Below are 16,550 nucleotides of genomic sequence, written 5' to 3' on the forward strand. Positions count from 1 at the left end.
GGCACCGCGCTTGGCCGCGATCAGCCAGACGATGTCATCGCGGATGCGCCCTTCAGCCTGCGCCTCGACGATCTCTTCTCGCTTGGCCACGCCCGTGTAGCCCGAGTCGCCGTGCACGCGGCGCTCCTGGCCGTGCAGCAGCGCATGCGCGTTGGCCACGTCGCTCTCGTTGGCAGAGGTCACGCGCACGCTGTGCACGAGGCCCGAGTCGGCATCCACGCCGATGTGCGCCTTCATGCCGAAGTAGTACTGCTGGCCCTTCTTGGCTTGGTGCATCTCAGGGTCGCGCTCACCGTCCTGGTTCTTCGTCGAGCTCGGCGCCGCGATGATCGTCGCGTCCACCAGCGTCCCCTCTCGCATCAGCAACCCGCGCTCGCCCAAGTGCACGTTGACCTTGTCGAAGATCGCCTTCGTCAGCGCGTGCTGCTCCAGCAGCCGGCGGAACTTCAGCAGCGTGGTCGCGTCAGGCGCCTGCTCGCGTGCCAAGTCCACGCCCACGAACTCGCGCATCGCCTGGCTGTCGTACAGCGCGTCCTCCAGGCCCTCGTCGCTCAGGCTGTACCACTGCTGCAGGAAGTACATCCTCAGCATCCGCTCCACGCCGATCGGCGGGCGACCGACGCGGCCGCTGCGCGGATAGTGCGGCTCGATCAAGCCGCACAACGCCGACCATGGCACCACGCGCTCCATCTCGCCCAGGAACTTCTCGCGCCTCGTCTGGCGTTTCTTGCCTGCGTACTCCAGGCTCGCAAAGCTCGTCTGCTTCATGCAACCATCCTCGCTGTCCACGGCTCGTTCGGCCATCGAGATCTGCCCGAATAAATCAGCGGTTCCCTAGGGAGCGAATACGTGGTCTATGCCCCCGAGCTAGACGACTCTGAGGGCCGAAGCTGGGGACGCGCTACTTGGACTCTATTTGCCATCGTCAATAGCCAGTTGGAGAACTCCTCGGTGCGGCTTTACGCCATCAACGGCGGAAACGATCTTGGAGGAATGTTTCTCACGGCGAGCCAGGCTGGGCGGGCAAAGGCCTCTCTGAAGAACAAGACGGACTGGCCTTACCTGCCGACCGATCGGCACCCGTGGTATGGACAACATCATTGAAGTCCGGTGACGAAGCGCGACCAGAGACAGAACGTATGGTCGACGAGAGTCTTTCGGCCATTGGCGGACGGCCGTGGAGGACGGCTCTGAGGCACCGAGCTTGCTGCCGTAAGGGGGAATTCGTTGAGCAAGAGAACGATAGAAATCGCGCCATACAACCCGTTGTGGGCGACCATGTTCGAACACGAGCAGCAAGCGCTGGAGAATGTTCTTGGCCCGCATGCCCGAATCCACCACATTGGCAGCACATCAGTACCCGGGCTTGCTGCGAAGGTCGTCATTGACATCCTCGTTGAGGTGCCTCGCGTCGAGCAACTCGACTCGCTGACTACCGGCTTCCGCGGGCTCGGATACGAACCGCGGGGAGAGAATGGAATTCCCGAGCGCCGTTACTTCGTCAAGGGGTCCTCGAAGCGAACGCATCAAGTCCATGCGTTTCGCACTGGATCTCACGATGTTCGTCGCCATCTCGCTCTGCGAGACTTCTTGCGAACGAACAGCGAAGCGCGCGACGCGTACGCTGCGGTCAAGCGCCACGCTGTCGCTGAATGCGGCAACGATGTCTATGCCTACACCACACTAAAGATTGATTTTGCCAGGCTGCTTGAAGCCCGCTCTTTGACCGCTCTCGATAGCGCTCAGGGGAGGCGCCGGACTTGAACCTTGGCCAGATCATCGCGAGCCTGTCTGCCGACGACACACGCACTATCGTCGCAAAACGCCCTTGGATGGAAAATTCCGAGGCGCGATTGATATCGCTTACCGATGGATTCCGAGTGCCGAGCGACGTGTTGAGTGAAGGCTTCGAGTACTTCCTAGAGGTCGACATCGTGGTCAACGATGTGCTCGGCGACCTTGCGAACCGCCTGTCGCCTGCCCAACGGATAGCAGCAGTTGTCTTCTACGCGGAGAACGACGCCTACCCGGATTGGCTCAACGCGATGAGCAGGGGGCTTTCCTGAATGGCAGCTTTGCGGCTTTGAAAGAGCGACGTCGAAGGACGGCAACGGGTCGTACTCGGTCCTTCGATCTGCGCGCGGTTCTTGCGGGATCGCACCCCGCCAGTTCGTTGAAGCGCCTGGGGGAGTTTTGGGGAAGTGGCCATCGAGCGCGCTGCTTCCTGCTCCATCCGCAGCGTGGCGAGACTCTCGACTTCGTGCGCCGTCTAACCGCGAAAAACCGGGATCGAGCCGCTGGCGTTGCGACGATCGCCGGCCGCGACCAGAAGTCGCCGGAGGCGCTCGATGTTCGCCTCTCCCCGCGCCAAGGAGTCAGCCGAGGTATGGACCGAATAGTTTCCCAGGTGCAGATCATGTAGGTGCGGCGCCGCTGAGCCAATGACGAAGATCGCGTCGCTGCTCTGGCTTGCCTGCAGGGTGATTGGCTGCTGTGATTGTTCGAAGATGACCATTTCGCCTTCGTCCGCAGGCGTGTCTCCAACAAGCTGGCCGCTTGCGACGGCGAGCCAGGAGACTGGCTGGGCTTCGGGCGGTGTGAATGTCCAGGCTGTCCCGGCGGCCAGGCGCAGCAGGAGGTAGGTCATGCCATCAGGCGAGCGGGCGGGGCTGCGAGCCCCGTCGTAGCTGCCGAGGATCACGCGGGCCGGACCGGCGGCCGGAACGTGCTGCGCTTCCACGTACTGGCTGTCGACCGTCGAGTGCTCGAGCTCGGGCTGCAGAGCGATCCATAGCTGGAAGCCCTTGGCTTTTGGAGCGACGCCACCCGAGAGCTCCTTCCCGTGCCACACACCGTTTCCAGAACGCATCCATTCAAAGCCGCCGAACCCGATGTGACCCACGCCGTCGGCTGGATCGTCGAAGCGCAAATCCCCCTCGGCAATGACCGTGATCGTCGCAAGTCCGGAATGGGGATGAACGGACATTCCTCCGCGTGGATCGTGGAGGTCCAGGTTGAACAGGTCCAGGAACACGAAGGGCTTGAGCGTATGCCCAAGATCGGACGGGCTCATCAGGCGGGTGATGGGACCGTGAGTGAGGCCGCGTGTCCGAAAGGTCACGCGGCGAGCGCCAGCGTCAGAAGGGACTGGATATTTGCTGATTGAGTTCATGGTTCAGTGCCAGGGGAAACTGATGCGACTTCCCCGCGTCGCTTTGCGAAAGCGAGTGTCGTCAAACAGGGGCGGCAAGGCACTGTCTGAACGTGCTTCCTGCAGTCTGAAAGTGCGAGAAGGGTGCGGCGAGAAGCCGTTCTGGTTCACAACTGATTGAATACGTGGGCGGCCCGCACGGGATCACCGACATCCACAAGGACCGGCTGAACAATGACTTGCTGGCCTTCGTGAAGAAGTAACCCACGAAGCCGGGATGCGCTGCGTCCCGGCTGCCGACAGAGCCGAGCGCTCACGGTTGAGGTTTGCCAAGATCGAAGTCGGGAGACCTGCTGAAGTACTCCGTCAGCATTTCCGTCAACACCCTGATCTTCCGCGTGGGATGCTGGCCCGGCGGGCGCACAACGTATGCGCCTGCCGGCTTGGATGGATGCTGCGGCATGACAGTCACCAGCGCGCCCGAAGCCAGATGGGGGCGTGTGAGTGCAACGGGCAGGTAGCCGATGCCCAGGCCTGCCAACGCCGCCGCGACCAGGGCAATGCCGTTGTCTGCCTTGAAGCGGCCCTGCGGCCGAATGGCAACGACCTCGTTCCCATCCATCAATTGCCAGGTCTCCGTGCCCTGCATCAGCGCTTCGTGGTCAATGAGTTCGTCCAGCGTCTGAGGTGCACCGTGCGTTGCAATGTAGGTGGGACTTGCGACCAAGCTCCCATGCACGGGGCCAACACGTCGAGCGACCAGATTGGAATCCGCAAGGTGGCCCAGGCGAATTGCGCAGTCGTAGCCTCCGGCGATCAGATCGACGAACTGATCGCTGTAGCAAGTCTGGATGTGAAGCTTTGGATGCCGACTCGCCATCTCGGCGAGTACGGGTGCGAAGTGGGTTGGTCCAAAGGACAACGGCGCGGCAACGCGCATGCGGCCGCGAAGCTCTCCCGCGGGCAGCAGCGTCTCTCGGGCAATATCCATCTCATTGCACACTCTGTCGGCATAGTCACGAAACGTCGCGCCAGCCTCGGTGAGATTCGCACCTCGCGTGGTACGGGCGAGCAACTGAACGCCCAACTCCGCCTCAAGCTTGATCAGCCGCCGGCTGACAATGGATTTGGCAACGCCGAGACGAGCGGCTGCCGCGGTGATGCCTCCCGCATCGGCAACCTCGACGAAGGTCCGCAGTTCCTCGATATCCACTTTGTGTTCCTGTTTCTGCGACACAGCTGAGCAAAAGTCGTCCCACCGTACCACGAGGATGGATGTGAAGATGCGTGCAGGAGTAGCCAGGGTGACTCCTCCGCCATTCATCCGCATGTCAAACGCAATAGAACTTTCTGAAAACTTGGGGTCGCTGAACATTTCCAGTCGTTGCTGGAACGGCGTCAATGTGGATCTGAGTGAGTACGCCTGCGCGGGCAGAGTCTTGCTGCCGATCAACAGGCGCGAACAGTTGACTCGATTCAGCGCGCAGCTCGAAGAGGTGGGACGGGAACGCGCCGAGCCCAGGTCGGCGCCCAATACCCCGAACCCACATGCGTACAAGCCTCGGCCCATGTACTTCGCGCCGGCGCAGATGAAGGTGTGGGGATATGCCGCAGATTCCCGCTATCTGAAGTGTGGAACGATCAGCTTCGACGTCGACGTGCTCCAGAAGCGTCTCGGAATCCATGTATCGCCGGAGCAGGCCGGCGTCCCTCGTCTGCGCATGAACGATGACCGGTTGTGGACATTGATGAGGTTGCTGACGGACGCGATTGATGATTTCGACCCCACCGCGCAACTCTACGGTGACTCGCTGACTGCAGCGATCGCGGCAAGGCTCTTCGAGCCACCCAAAGAGACGAAAGGGAGCCAGTGTCGGCTCTCAGCCCTCCAGATGAAGGATGCGATGAGCTATCTCGAGGCGAAGATGCCGGCCAGGGTGGAACTCGCCACGCTCGCGGAACTGGCGGGTCTGTCGCAGTCGCACTACAGCCGCGCCTTCAAGGCGTCGACCGGCATGGCGCCGTATCAGTGGCAGTTGCAGGCGCGTGTCGAACGGGCAAAGGACCTGCTCTTGAACACCAATGGCTGCCTGCAGGACGTTGCCGAAGCCACTGGCTTTGCAGACGCGGTGCACTTCGGGCGGACCTTCCGCAAGCTGACTGGCGCGAGCCCCGTTGCATGGCGGACGGACCGGCTCACTTAGAGCGTCGGGTCGTTCGCAAAGGCGAACAGCAAACGCATTCTGCGGATGGTGCTGAACGCTCGGTCTCATGAGCGAATCGTGCTGCCGCCAGCAACAACGGTCAGTGACTGCGCCAAACCGCGCAGGCAACATCTTTTCCCATTCAGCGCACGCCTCTGCGGGATCCGGCTGGTTGATCGGGTCGTGGCAGCGTCGTGTTCTCTTGACGCAATCGAAAAAGGAATCGAAGTGAAGTTGACAGTACTGATCGCATTGATGGTGGTGAATGGCTTGACCAGCGCCCATGCACAAACCAAGCAAGAAGCGACAGGCGCAGACCTGATCGTGCACAACGCGAAGATCTACACCGGGAATGCCGCACAGCCGGAGGCATCCGCCGTGGCCGTCAAGGGCGGCCGCATCTACTCAGTCGGCACCGATGCCGAAGTGCTGGCTTTGAAGAAGACCAACACCCGCGTCATCGACTCCCGAGGCCGACGTCTCATCCCGGGCATCATCGACGCGCACACCCATGTGCTCAACGAGGGGGGATACAACTACACCCTGCGATGGGACGGCGTTCCCACGCTGCGCCGGGCCCTGGCGATGCTCAGTGAGCAAGCCAGGCGAACCCCGGAAGGCCAGTGGGTCAAGGTGATTGGCGGCTGGTCTCCCTACCAGTTCGAGGAGAACCGCTTCCCCACCATGGACGAACTCCGCAAGGCCGTCCCCAATCGCCCGTTGATCGTGCAGTACGCCTACAACCGCGCCTTCCTGAACCAGCAGGCGATGGACGCCTTTGGCGTTGGCACCGACAAGTTCCCCCAGTTGCCGGGCACCGAGTTGGAGAAGGACGCGCAGGGCAGGTACACCGGTGTGGTCCATGGCTACACGTTCACGTTCATCGCCATGGAGACCATGGTCCCCCAGCTTTCTTTCGATGAGGAGGTGAGCTCGCTGGTTCAGACGATCCATAGTCTCAACCGCGTCGGGATCACGTCCGTCATCGATGCGGGCACGGGCTTCCGCGGCTATCCCAAGGCCGTGCCCACCGTGGATGCCCTCGCCCGCGACAACCGCCTCAACATCCGCATGCCCTTCATGGACATCCAGTTTGGAGAAGGCGCCGACTTCAACGTGGTGGACGCGCAGATCACGGCGATCACGAAGACGGCGCCGATCAGTCCCGGGCACAACCTGCACCCGCACCTGGCCCACGGTCATGCCTACCAGGGCGCCGGCGAGTTGCTGTCGGTGGAGGTGCACGATCACGAGAACTTCGACCGTCCGGCGGTCATCGTCCAGCCGGACAAGATGCGAGAACTGGTGGAGCGGGACATTTCCAAGCTGGTCCTACGGCGCATTCCTTTCCGCGAGCACATCACCTACGACGAGAACATCACGCCTTTCCTCGATGCGCTTGAGAAGCTCAACGAGAAGATGCCGCTCGACGGTCTGCGCTGGAGTCTCGAACACGCCGAGACCATCAGTCCCGCGAACATCGCCAGGGTCAAGGTGCTGGGCGGCGGCATCGCCCTGGACACCAAGATGGCGTTGCACGGCGACAGTTTCATCAAGACCCACGGTCGCGACAAGGCGTTGTTGACTCCCCGCCTGCGCCAACTCGTCGACAGCGGCATCCCGCTGGCCATGACCACTGATGCCTTCCGGGCGTCCTCGTTCAATCCGTGGATTGGTATCAGCTGGATGGTGTCGGGGAAGTCGGTCTCCGGAACCGAAGTGCTGGCCAAGGACAACCGCCTGTCACGCGCCGAAGCGCTGGGACTGTTCACTCGCAAGGCGGCGTGGTTCATGAACACCGAGTCCGAGATGGGCATGATCGCCCCCGGCCATCTCGCCGACTTCGCGGTGCTCGACAGGGACTACTTCTCGATTGCGGAAGCCCAGATCAAATCCATTTCCTCGGTCTTGACAGTCATGGATGGCCGGGTGGTGTATGGCGCGCAGGACTACCAATCGCTTTCGCCGGTACTGCCCGAGATCCTGCCCGCCTGGTCACCAATCAAACACTTCGGCGGCTACTACCAAGCCCGATGAGGTTGGCCGGATCTCGGCACCGGCGGCTGACAGGCCAGGCGAGGGTGCGCACGGCGTGGCTCGGCATGTTTCTTCTGATGGCCGCCGATGCCGCGCTGGCGCAGTTCCGTCCCTTGCGGTTCGACGACGAATTCAGCGTCCAGCGCCAATCCTGCGCCGAGGGCAGCAACCCAGGCGCATGCTGGAAAGACCGACCGATTGCAGATCACATTGCAGATCACATGCGGCTGAGCTTGGGCGGCGATCTTCGCTTGCGTTACGAGCACACCGGCAATCCTCGCTATGGGCTCGACCCCCAGGATCGCCGGGGCGTTGCGATGGTGCGAGGTTCCGTCTTCACCGATCTGCGACTGGACGAACACTGGCGAGGTTTCGCGCAACTGGCCAGCTCGCGCACCAACGGCCGCACTGCAGGCCCGTCCCCGGTGGACGAGGATCGACTCGATCCCACCAATCTGTTCGTCGAATGGCGATCAGCGACGCAGGGCGATGACGGCATTGGAATGCGTGTCGGCATTCAGGAGCTGCAGTTCGGATCCGGGCGTGCCATCGACGCGCGCGAGGGACCGAACGTGCGGCGCAGCTTCGATGCGGTCCGCGCCTATTCGACCAGCGGCCCCTGGCGTGTCGATGCATTCGCCGCGAAACCGCGGCTGAACCGCCTGGGCAGCTTCGACGATGCCCGTTCGCAGACTCAGTCGCTGCGTGGCGTTTACGCGACTCGCAGCGCAGGCGTCACGTCCTTGGACGTCTACGCGCTGCATTTCGAAGACACCGCCGCTCGCTATGTCCAGGGTGTGGCGCACGAGCGCCGCTGGTCGCTCGGCACGCGTGTGTTCGGCAGCCACGATGCCTGGAACTGGAACTGGGAATTCGCAGCGCAGGGAGGGAAATTCGGCGATGCCGACATTCGCGCCTGGTCGCTCGCCACCGATACCGGCTACTCCTTCGGCGACGTGCCTGGCAAGCTGCGAGCGGCGCTGCTCGTCGCGATTGCCAGCGGCGACAAGGATCCCGGAGACGACCGGCTCGAGACACTCAATCCCATCTACCCGCGCGGAAACTACTTCGGCGACGAAGCGACGCTGGGGCCGCGCAACTTCTTCAACATCCATCCGGCGCTGACCCTGCAGCCATCACCTGCGGTCCAGTTGACCGCCGGCGTCGACTTCTTCTGGCGCTACAGCACCCGCGACGGCGTCTACGCGCCCAACGGAATGTTGATCCGGCCCGCTGGCGACAGTCGCGCCCGCCATGTGGCGACCATCGCATCGATAGCAACCACTCGCACCTTGGCTCCGCGCTGGTCTTCAAGCGCGGTCGTCGCGTACGCGCGACCCGGCGCGTTCCTGCGTGAGACCGGTGCCACCGATGCGCTGAGCTTTCTCAGCCTCAGTTTGCAGTACCGGTTCTAGGTAGCCGGGTGAAGAGAGCGGCAAGCCCAGTGAAGTCCGCAGGCGAGACCGCAGGTCCTCGGCGCTGGCGGTGCTCGCCTACAACCTCAAGCGCGTGCTGCGCATCCTGGATTCGGGTAGCTCCCAAGTACATCCAGAGGATCAACGAGAACCGGGCAGCAGCATGTTCGAATCGACACGGCCCGTCCAGCGGGCGAAGGCCTCGGCGACAGCATCTGGTTGCTCCAGTGGCGACATGTGCCCGCATCGATCGATCACAGCAAGCTCGACGCTTCCTGTCAGCAGATTCGCCATCTCTTCACTGAGCGCCGGCGGCGCGACCTGGTCATCACGGCCGCAGAGAACCAATGCGGGACATCGCAGCGTCCTCAGCACATCGCGGCTATCAGATCGATTCATTGCCGCCGTCTGCTGTCGAACGAATCCTTCGCTCCCAACGGTTCGCGCCATGTCGGCGAGCAAGTCGATCAGTTGACTGTCACGGGCGTGCGATTCATGCAAGAGCCTGGGCGCGAAGGTGCTGGCGATCTGCGCGAAGCTCGCGCTGCCCGACGCGAGAGCCGCCACCATGCGTTTGCGGTTCTGCACGGCTTCGACCGAATCGGCACGCGCGCCGGTGTCCAGCAGCGCAAGGCCTGCGATCCGTCCCGATGCCTGCCGGCATACTTCAAGTGCCACATACCCGCCAAGCGAGAAGCCGGCGACGCCAAACATGCCGGGCGGCATGGCCTGAACTGCAGCCGCCGCCGATGCTTCGATCGTGTCCGCCATGTGCGTTGCAGCCACGATGAAGTTTCGCCCTGCAGGCATCGACCGTCGAATCGGCTCCCACACCCGCCCATCATTCATCAGGCCGGGCAGGAGCAGGAGAGGTATCGGCGTTGTCATTTCTCGGTCCTTTCGATGGATAGACTGCGCCTGTGCAGCCGGTCCACCGGTTGTAGGTGTGAAGTCCGGTGCATGGTCAAGCCCAGTGGAGCATTCGATGTGGATCGGAGAGTTTTCGGAAAGGGCCGGCCTCAACGTGGCGACCGTCCGCTTCTACGTTCGGTCGGGTCTGCTGCATCCCAGGCAAGGTTCGGTCGGTGGCGCCAGGCCCTACATGGAGTTCTCGGAAAAAGACCTCCGAAATCTGGGCGCCATTCGTGCTGGACAGGCCATGGGCATGTCGCTCTCAGAGATCAAGTTGCTGGTGAGCGAGCGCCGTGCCGGCGGAAGGGATCGGATGCTTCAGGCCATGCTCGCTCAGCAAGAAAAGCTCAACGAGCGAGCCGAGGAACTTTCAGCCATGCAGAAGTTTGTCGACGCGAAGATCAGTTGGCTGCGCGGCGGCGCGATCGGAGCGCCTCCCGAACTCTCGAACTTCCGGCATCACGCAGGCTTCCAGGTGTCGTGTTCCAGGAGGTTGTTCATGGTCGGGCGCAGGCGAAGCTGGCTTCGCACTTAGCCCTGGGCTGAGCGCTGCACCATCCCGTCCCATCCGCCCATCGCAATCTCGGCAACCGCCTGCAGTTCCTCTCTCGCGGCGCCATCGCGTGCCCGGACGGCCATGCCGCTCTGGACTGTTTGCAGGAACCTCGCGAGCTTGTGGACATCGAGAGTCTTCGGCAACTCGCCTTCAACGACCGCCTTTGCGATGCGCAGCACGAGCACATCGAAGGCGCCGCCTCGCGTGGTCCTCATCAGATCCGCGAGTTCGGTATGGCCGTCGCTTCCAACAGTGCCGAGCGTGACCAGGCAACCATGTGGCAAATCGCAATCGGAGCCTGTCATCGCCGCGGCCGAGTCCCACAGGTAGGCGAACGCGGCGTCGCGGGCCGTAGGCGCCTGGCGGAAGCGCCCCAGAACCAGGTCCTCATACGTCACGGAATACAGGCGCAGCGCCTCAGCGTACAGCGCGTCCTTCGAGCCGAACGCGGCATAGAGGCTGGTCGAACCGATGCCTAAAGCCGTGGTCAGATCGGCAATCGACGTGGCCTCGTAACCCTTGATCCAGAAGAGCCGCATGGCTCGCATCAATGCCGCCTCGCGGTCGAACTCGCGCGGTCGGCCACGAGCAGGAGGTACGCGGGCGGCGGACTTTGAAGGGATGACTTTTTTTTGCATCGATCACTGCATAAATAGCTTGACCAGCCGATGTCGCAATCCTACCATTTGTGCATCGATCACTGCACAAAGGATGATTCTTTGAAAACCCTTGCTGGAAAACGCGCCCTGGTCACAGGGGGATCCCGAGGCATCGGAGCCGCCATTGCGATGGCGTTGGTCGAGAACGGCGCCGACGTTGCGCTGACATTTCAGAACTCGGCCGATAGGGCAAACGCCGTGGTGTCTTCCATCGAGAAGCTGGGCCAGCGTGGCGCGGCGATTCAGGCTGACAGCGCGGATCCGACCGCCATCAAGCGGTCGGTGGAGGAAGCCGTGGCCGCGTTGGGAGGCCTGGACATCCTGGTCAACAACGCCGGAATCGCGCTCTACAACACCATCGCCGACTTCAGCGTAAGCGATATTGATGCGCTGCTTGCGGTCAACGTGCGCGGCCCGGTGCTGACGACCCAGGCTGCCATCCCGCACCTGGGCGCGGGCGGTCGCGTCATCACCATCGGTTCCGCCGGTGCGGAGCGCATCGTCGGAGCCCCGGGAACGATTTACTACATGACCAAGTCGGCGCTGCAATCCTTCACGCGCGGCCTTGCGCAGGAACTTGGGCCGAAGGACATCACCGCCAACCTCGTCCAGCCAGGCTCCACCAACACAGACATGAACCCGTCCAACGGGGAGAGCTCCGACTGGCAGCGCAGCCTGACGCCGCTGGGTCGCTACGCCGAACCGGCGGATATCGCCGCCGCCGTGAGCTTCCTGGCGAGTCCTGCGGCGCGACATCTGACGGGAACCATCATCAACGTCGATGGCGGCTTGCTCGCCTGAGTCGACGGCATCCAAGCCTCTCGATGGGGAAAGCCTGTGCCTGGCGTTGGCCGCCACGAACAAGCCATTCGAGGACCCCTGGGCCTTCGGCATCACGATCCAGGACGGCAAGCTGGCGACGATACGCGAGTACATCGACACACAGGCCCATGGCCGTGGGCCGCGCTGATGGACGCGTCGGGGCCGGTATAGCGAAGCCTCACCGCCCGGGCTTGGCAGGTTGCTTCGCGACACCGTGACTCGGCAGATTCGGCAGGATGGCGCTGGCGACGATGTGGGATAGATGATCGGCCCGCGGCGCGAACGCCGGCAGGTCGACAAGCCAACCGAGCGCCGACATCAGGCCGAACAAGTCGTCCCCGTTCATGTCGGTGCGCGCCTGCCCGCCGGCCTGTGCGCGAAGCAGCAGGCGCGCGCTCGCTGAGTGCACCGCTGCACACGCGGCATAGAGAGCGGACTCCGGGTTCGCGTGGGCGGCCGCCATCATGGCGACAACGCCTCGATAGCTCTGCGCGAACGCCATCCATTCGCGGAACCATGAAACGAGCGCCTCACCGGGCGCATCCGACTTCTCGAGTCCGCCTGCCGTCTGTACCAATGCGTCCAGGTGTGTGCACAACAGCGCTTCGAACAAGGCTTCCCGCGTCGGGAAATGACGAAGCAGCGTGGCCAATCCGACCTCGGCCCGGCGCGCTATGTCGCGCATGGACGCGTTGACACCGTGCTCGGCGACGACGTCTCGCGCGACCGCAAGGAGATGGGTTCGATTCTTCTGGGCGTCGGCTCGCATAGGTTCCTTGACAAATGGATCATCGATCCGTATATTTGGATCACTGGTCCGGATGCTGTGAATTTGAATCTGGATCGGTGATCCAAATGGTACAGCGCCTTTGTACGAATCGGAACAGTGGCGCTGCGTCACACCACAAACGAAAGGTTGAAGATTGTGAAGAAACTAGAAGGCAAGGTTGCAGTCATCACGGGCGGGAGCAGCGGTATTGGCTTGGCTACAGCCAAGCGCTTCGTGGAAGAAGGTGCGCACGTTGTGATCACTGGGCGACGAGAGAAGGAGCTGATGGAGGCTGCCGCCTCCATCAAGAGAAACGTGACGACGGTCGTGGGCGATGTGTCGCGCCTGGAAGATCTGGACCGGCTCTATGCCGTCGTGAAAGAGAAACACGGTCACATCGACGTCCTCTTCGCGAACGCGGGCGCGGGGACAATCGCGCCGCTCGCGGTAGCTACCGAGGCGCATTTCGACCAGACCTTTGACGTGAACGTGAAGGGGCTGTTCTTTACGGTGCAGAAGGCCCTTCCCCTCTTCAAGGACGGCGGTTCGATCATCCTGAACTCGTCGGTCTCCAACGTGCTCGGGCTTCCGGGATTTACTGCTTACGCCGCGAGCAAGGCGGCTGTGCGCAACTTCTCGCGCGGTTGGACTTTGGAATTGAAGGACCGCCACATCCGCGTGAATTGTGTGAGCCCCGGAGCCATCGATACCCCGGCCCTGGCGACGACGACGGGCCTGACCGCTGAGCAGGCCGAGCAGGCGGTCGCACAGTTCACCACGCAGATCCCGATGGGTCGCAGAGGCTTCCCGGAGGAAATCGCGGCTGCAGTTGCGTTCCTCGCCTCTGATGAGAGTTCTTACATCACCGGTGTGGATCTCGCCGTCGATGGAGGCATGGCGCAGGTCTAGTACGAGAGTGCCAACCGCAAAGGAGATTCCGATGTACGACCAAGCCAAGCGATCCGAGTTGATCCAGTTCGCACGAGTCGATGCGGGCTCCACCGTCATCGACGTTTACCCGGGCGATGGCGACTGGACCCGTCTCTTCTCCGACATCGTGGGGCCCGCAGGACGGGTCTTCAGCTTTGTGCCGGCCGAAGTCGCCCACTTCAAGAACGATCCGGTCGGCCGGATGCGAACGCTTGCGACGGAGCCGGGCCGAGAGAACGTGGAAGCCGTCTCGGCGGACCTCGTGGCGATGCCGGAGGTCACGCAACAAGCGGATGTTCTTTGGATGCATCTGTTCTATCACGATCTCCACACCGCGCTGATGCAGGCCAAGGGCGCGACGGCGGCCCACTTCAATCGAGCCGTCTGCGAACGGCTCAAGCCCGGTGGGTACTACGTCATCGTGGACCACGCTGCCACCGCCGGACGGGGCACGAGCGCCGCGCAGTCGCTGCATCGGATCGAGCCTGCGGCCGTTCGCGCGGAGGTGGAGGCGGCCGGCTTCGTACTGGACGCGCAAAGCTCCATGCTCGCCAGAAGTGACGATCCGCACTCGGTCAAGGTGTTCGATCCTTCGATCAAGGGCGAGACGGATCGTTTCGCCTATCGGTTCGTGAAGCGCTGACAGGTCGCCGTTCCCTGCGGGGAAAGTGAACGATGGCGCGCGCTCAGGTGCCGAGCTCGATCAGGTTCTGCAGAACGAGCGGACCGCGGAACCGCAGCAGGGTTCCGCCTTCGGCAATCTTGCCGAGGATGATGGGAGCGAACCCAAGAGACGCGACCAAAGACGCAACCTCCGTGTTCGCCTCGTCATGGTTGCCGGCCACAAACATCACGCGTCGTCCGCCGCCCTCGGCCGGATTGCTCGCGAGGAGAGCTGCCGGGAGCTGATTGAAAGTCTTGACGACTTTCGCGCCGGGAAGACCCTTGGCCACGAAATCACTTGATTGCAACCCGCCAAGCGGCGTGAGGTCCGTTTCGCGGAAATTCGTGACATCGATGACCGTCTTGCCCTTCCAGTCCTTCCTGGCCTTCGCGATCTCCGCATGTGCTGCGAAGTGCACGGCGAGAAGGATGATGTCGGCCTCGAGGGCGTCCTGGAGGCTGGCAGCAGCCGATGATGGCGCAAGTCATGGTGGAACTTCTCGTCGACTCAGGCCGTGATGGCCGCGATGTCCTCCAGCGCGCTCGCGACGGCTGCTTCCTTGGCTTCCGGGCCGAACGCAAGGCCCTCTGCGCGCACGACCATCACGTCCGTCAGGCCGAGGAATGACAGCAAGCCGATGAGGTAGCTCTCCTGATGCTCGTTCGCCGCCGCTGGGGTTCCCACCGGATACACACTGCCTCGCGCCGACGCGATGAAAGCTTTCTTGCCCTTCAGCAGGCCCACGGGGCCGGTCGCGGTGTATCGAAACGTCTTGCCCGCCACGGCGATGCGATCGACCCAGGACTTGAGTGGCGTCGGAATCGAGAAGTTGTACATGGGCGCGCCGATGACCACGATATCTGCTGCGAGGAGATCGTCCAGGTAGGCGTTGCCTTTGACCAGATCAGCGGCGATGGTCGCATCCGCGTTGGATGCGCCGGCACGAATGGCCATGTGGGCGCCCATCAGGTGCAGGGCCGGATCGGCCGCCAGGTCCCGGTAGGTGACGCGAATGTCCGGGTGCAGCGCGCGCTGGCGCGCGACGATTTCGGCTGAGAGCCGGCGGCTCACCGATGCGGCGCCGAGAGCGCTGGAGTCGAGATGGAGAAGTTGCATGATGAAACCTCGATGGATGTGAAGGTGCACAACGCAAATATGCCGATGGGCCCGGCCGCCGCGAAGCCGGTATATTGAGATGCGAACGATCTGTTTTAGAGATGGCCTCTTCCAATGCTTGATGGTGTCTCCCTGGATCAGCTCCGAACTTTCATCGCGGCGGTGGACGAGGGAAGCTTCTCGGCTGCGGCTCGCAAGCTCAACCGCGTTCAGTCGGCAGTAAGCGGTTGGATTGGCAGTCTCGAGGACCAGATCGGGGTTGTGCTCTTTGACCGCTCCGGTCGATTCCCGAAGCTCACGCCAGAGGGGGTGCTTTTGCTTGCGGACGCGCGCAACATCGTGTCCGGGGTGGACACTCTCAAGGCCCGCGCCAGGTTGATGGCATCGGGTCTCGAGAGCGAGCTTTCGGTGGTGGTCGATGTGTTCTTCCCCACCGCTGTTGTCAGCGCTGCCGCCAAGGCCTTCGCGATCCAGTTTCCGCTGACGCCGCTTCGACTTTTCGTTGAAGGCCTGGGGGCGGCCTATCAGCCCGTGCTGGATGGTCGATGCACGATGGGCATCCTGGCTACGTTGCCGTTGACGTTCCCGTCGCTGGTCAGCGAGCGACTGGGCGAAGTGCCCTTGGTTTTCGTTGCCGCAGCCAGCCACCCCCTCGCGAGTCTTGGATCTCGGATAACAAGACGCGCGGCGGCGAAGTATGTGCAGCTCGTGCTCACCGACAGATCCGACCTCATGGCCGGACGCGACTACGGCGTCGTGTCGCCGTCGACCTGGCGTCTGGCCGACCTGTCGACGAAGCACGCATTCATCAAGGACTGCGTGGGGTGGGGCGGGATGCCCTTGCACATGGTCGAGGAGGACATTGCCGCCGGCACCTTGGTCGTCCTGGATTTGCACGACATCCCGCAGACAGGCTTTGCGTTGACGATGTCCGCATACCACCGGCCGTCCGAACCGCCCGGGCCCGCCGGCAGATGGTTCATCGACCACTTGAAGGCCTCTTGGGAGCAGCAGGCAAACTCTCCGCGAAAGCGCGGGCGAGGGCCCTCTTCCTAGCCCTCACTGCCTCAGGCTCCTGGTGTGGGAGCGGAAGCAACTGGCCGTCGAAGTACTGCTGATCGAGGCGCTTCGGTCCACGACCGGGGCGACGGCGTCATCCGGTTTGCTGCGAGGCCTGGCCGATGCGCGATTGGCGCGCTCCATCCGGCAGATGCATGAGAGCCCGTCCAGGCCATGGACGGTGGAGCAGTTGGCGGAGCAGCCGTTGCTCTCTCACCGTCAGCACGGCGTTCAGCCGCCACGTCGGCCAACCACC

General features: G+C 62.8%; 17 protein-coding genes and 1 pseudogene. 10 read left to right on the forward strand and 8 right to left on the reverse strand.

Annotation, left to right across the window (positions count from 1 at the left end):
* Positions 1-768: IS5 family transposase (locus BUE42_RS28655; protein ID WP_073468697.1), on the reverse strand; the 768-nt coding region annotated here is incomplete at its 3' end.
* Between the two features lie 459 nt (positions 769-1,227).
* On the opposite strand from BUE42_RS28655, the gene BUE42_RS28660 reads away from it, so the two are divergent.
* Entirely contained in the window at positions 1,228-1,764 is a 537-nt protein-coding gene (locus tag BUE42_RS28660; RefSeq protein ID WP_073468698.1) for a GrpB family protein, read from the forward strand.
* On the forward strand, positions 1,761-2,066 hold the full coding sequence (locus tag BUE42_RS28665) for a hypothetical protein (protein ID WP_073468699.1): 306 nt from the start codon (positions 1,761-1,763) through the stop codon (positions 2,064-2,066). The genes BUE42_RS28660 and BUE42_RS28665 overlap by 4 nt, the downstream gene beginning before the upstream one ends.
* 203 nt (positions 2,067-2,269) lie before the next feature.
* Here BUE42_RS28665 and BUE42_RS28670 read toward each other — a convergent pair whose 3' ends face one another.
* The gene (locus tag BUE42_RS28670; RefSeq protein WP_235002681.1) at positions 2,270-3,073 is read right to left on the reverse strand and encodes a pirin family protein; all 804 of its coding nucleotides are present in this window, start codon (positions 3,071-3,073) and stop codon (positions 2,270-2,272) included.
* A 391-nt stretch (positions 3,074-3,464) separates the two neighbouring features.
* The gene (locus BUE42_RS28675; protein WP_235002683.1) at positions 3,465-4,553 is read right to left on the reverse strand and encodes a LysR family transcriptional regulator; all 1,089 of its coding nucleotides are present in this window, start codon (positions 4,551-4,553) and stop codon (positions 3,465-3,467) included.
* Positions 4,554-4,590: 37 nt separating this feature from the next.
* Here BUE42_RS28675 and BUE42_RS28680 point away from each other — a divergent pair, with 37 nt between their 5' ends.
* The 3 genes from BUE42_RS28680 (at position 4,591) to BUE42_RS28690 (ending at position 8,807) form a co-directional block, all read left to right on the forward strand.
* On the forward strand, positions 4,591-5,355 hold the full coding sequence (locus BUE42_RS28680; RefSeq protein WP_200799054.1) for a helix-turn-helix domain-containing protein: 765 nt from the start codon (positions 4,591-4,593) through the stop codon (positions 5,353-5,355).
* Between the two features lie 78 nt (positions 5,356-5,433).
* Positions 5,434-7,392 carry an amidohydrolase gene (locus BUE42_RS28685; protein ID WP_235002685.1) on the forward strand — a complete coding sequence of 653 codons (1,959 nt, stop codon included), beginning with the start codon at positions 5,434-5,436 and terminating at the stop codon, positions 7,390-7,392.
* Between the two features lie 65 nt (positions 7,393-7,457).
* The gene (locus BUE42_RS28690; RefSeq protein ID WP_159445515.1) at positions 7,458-8,807 is read left to right on the forward strand and encodes an alginate export family protein; all 1,350 of its coding nucleotides are present in this window, start codon (positions 7,458-7,460) and stop codon (positions 8,805-8,807) included.
* Between the two features lie 141 nt (positions 8,808-8,948).
* Here the strand turns inward: BUE42_RS28690 and BUE42_RS28695 are convergent, their stop codons facing one another.
* Positions 8,949-9,695 carry an alpha/beta fold hydrolase gene (locus BUE42_RS28695; protein WP_073468703.1) on the reverse strand — a complete coding sequence of 249 codons (747 nt, stop codon included), beginning with the start codon at positions 9,693-9,695 and terminating at the stop codon, positions 8,949-8,951.
* A gap of 97 nt (positions 9,696-9,792) precedes the next feature.
* On the opposite strand from BUE42_RS28695, the gene BUE42_RS28700 reads away from it, so the two are divergent.
* A complete protein-coding gene (locus BUE42_RS28700) occupies positions 9,793-10,254 on the forward strand; it encodes a helix-turn-helix domain-containing protein (protein WP_073468704.1) in 462 nt (153 codons plus the stop codon).
* Here the strand turns inward: BUE42_RS28700 and BUE42_RS28705 are convergent.
* A complete protein-coding gene (locus tag BUE42_RS28705; RefSeq protein WP_073468705.1) occupies positions 10,251-10,913 on the reverse strand; it encodes a TetR/AcrR family transcriptional regulator in 663 nt (220 codons plus the stop codon). The genes BUE42_RS28700 and BUE42_RS28705 overlap by 4 nt on opposite strands.
* Positions 10,914-10,994: 81 nt before the next feature.
* Between BUE42_RS28705 and BUE42_RS28710 the strand changes: the two genes are divergently transcribed.
* Positions 10,995-11,735 carry an SDR family NAD(P)-dependent oxidoreductase gene (locus tag BUE42_RS28710; protein WP_073468741.1) on the forward strand — a complete coding sequence of 247 codons (741 nt, stop codon included), beginning with the start codon at positions 10,995-10,997 and terminating at the stop codon, positions 11,733-11,735.
* Between the two features lie 199 nt (positions 11,736-11,934).
* Here BUE42_RS28710 and BUE42_RS28715 read toward each other — a convergent pair whose 3' ends face one another.
* Positions 11,935-12,525 (reverse strand): TetR/AcrR family transcriptional regulator, encoded by a 591-nt coding sequence (locus BUE42_RS28715; RefSeq protein ID WP_073468706.1) that lies wholly within the window; start codon positions 12,523-12,525, stop codon positions 11,935-11,937.
* A gap of 156 nt (positions 12,526-12,681) precedes the next feature.
* Between BUE42_RS28715 and BUE42_RS28720 the strand changes: the two genes are divergently transcribed.
* Both BUE42_RS28720 and BUE42_RS28725 read left to right on the forward strand, forming a co-directional pair.
* Positions 12,682-13,434, forward strand: a complete 753-nt coding sequence (locus BUE42_RS28720) for an SDR family NAD(P)-dependent oxidoreductase (protein ID WP_073468707.1) — start codon at positions 12,682-12,684, stop codon at positions 13,432-13,434.
* 31 nt (positions 13,435-13,465) lie between these two features.
* A complete protein-coding gene (locus BUE42_RS28725; RefSeq protein WP_073468742.1) occupies positions 13,466-14,098 on the forward strand; it encodes a class I SAM-dependent methyltransferase in 633 nt (210 codons plus the stop codon).
* A gap of 43 nt (positions 14,099-14,141) precedes the next feature.
* On the opposite strand, the pseudogene BUE42_RS28730 reads toward BUE42_RS28725, so the two are convergent.
* Both BUE42_RS28730 and BUE42_RS28735 read right to left on the reverse strand, forming a co-directional pair.
* A pseudogene (locus BUE42_RS28730) lies at positions 14,142-14,570 on the reverse strand (NADPH-dependent F420 reductase); the annotation flags it as partial.
* Positions 14,571-14,626: 56 nt separating this feature from the next.
* Entirely contained in the window at positions 14,627-15,235 is a 609-nt protein-coding gene (locus tag BUE42_RS28735; protein WP_073468709.1) for an FMN-dependent NADH-azoreductase, read from the reverse strand.
* 114 nt (positions 15,236-15,349) lie between these two features.
* On the opposite strand from BUE42_RS28735, the gene BUE42_RS28740 reads away from it, so the two are divergent.
* Complete coding sequence (locus tag BUE42_RS28740) at positions 15,350-16,291, forward strand: LysR family transcriptional regulator (protein ID WP_073468710.1); 942 nt, start codon at positions 15,350-15,352, stop codon at positions 16,289-16,291.
* Positions 16,292-16,550: the final 259 nt, after the last annotated feature.

Source organism: Rhizobacter sp. OV335 (assembly GCF_900142965.1).
Taxonomy (GTDB): domain Bacteria; phylum Pseudomonadota; class Gammaproteobacteria; order Burkholderiales; family Burkholderiaceae_C; genus Rhizobacter.

What these genes read in the sequence shown, in the direction of transcription:
- BUE42_RS28735 (WP_073468709.1), bottom strand. Translation starts at nt 15,235, where the DNA reads ATGCAACTTCTCCATCTCGACTCCAGCGCTCTCGGCGCCGCATCGGTG.
- BUE42_RS28695 (WP_073468703.1), bottom strand. Translation starts at nt 9,695, where the DNA reads ATGACAACGCCGATACCTCTCCTGCTCCTGCCCGGCCTGATGAATGAT.
- BUE42_RS28740 (WP_073468710.1), top strand. Translation starts at nt 15,350, where the DNA reads ATGCTTGATGGTGTCTCCCTGGATCAGCTCCGAACTTTCATCGCGGCG.
- BUE42_RS28705 (WP_073468705.1), bottom strand. Translation starts at nt 10,913, where the DNA reads ATGCAAAAAAAAGTCATCCCTTCAAAGTCCGCCGCCCGCGTACCTCCT.
- BUE42_RS28715 (WP_073468706.1), bottom strand. Translation starts at nt 12,525, where the DNA reads ATGCGAGCCGACGCCCAGAAGAATCGAACCCATCTCCTTGCGGTCGCG.
- BUE42_RS28700 (WP_073468704.1), top strand. Translation starts at nt 9,793, where the DNA reads ATGTGGATCGGAGAGTTTTCGGAAAGGGCCGGCCTCAACGTGGCGACC.
- BUE42_RS28690 (WP_159445515.1), top strand. Translation starts at nt 7,458, where the DNA reads ATGTTTCTTCTGATGGCCGCCGATGCCGCGCTGGCGCAGTTCCGTCCC.
- BUE42_RS28670 (WP_235002681.1), bottom strand. Translation starts at nt 3,073, where the DNA reads ATGAGCCCGTCCGATCTTGGGCATACGCTCAAGCCCTTCGTGTTCCTG.
- BUE42_RS28725 (WP_073468742.1), top strand. Translation starts at nt 13,466, where the DNA reads ATGTACGACCAAGCCAAGCGATCCGAGTTGATCCAGTTCGCACGAGTC.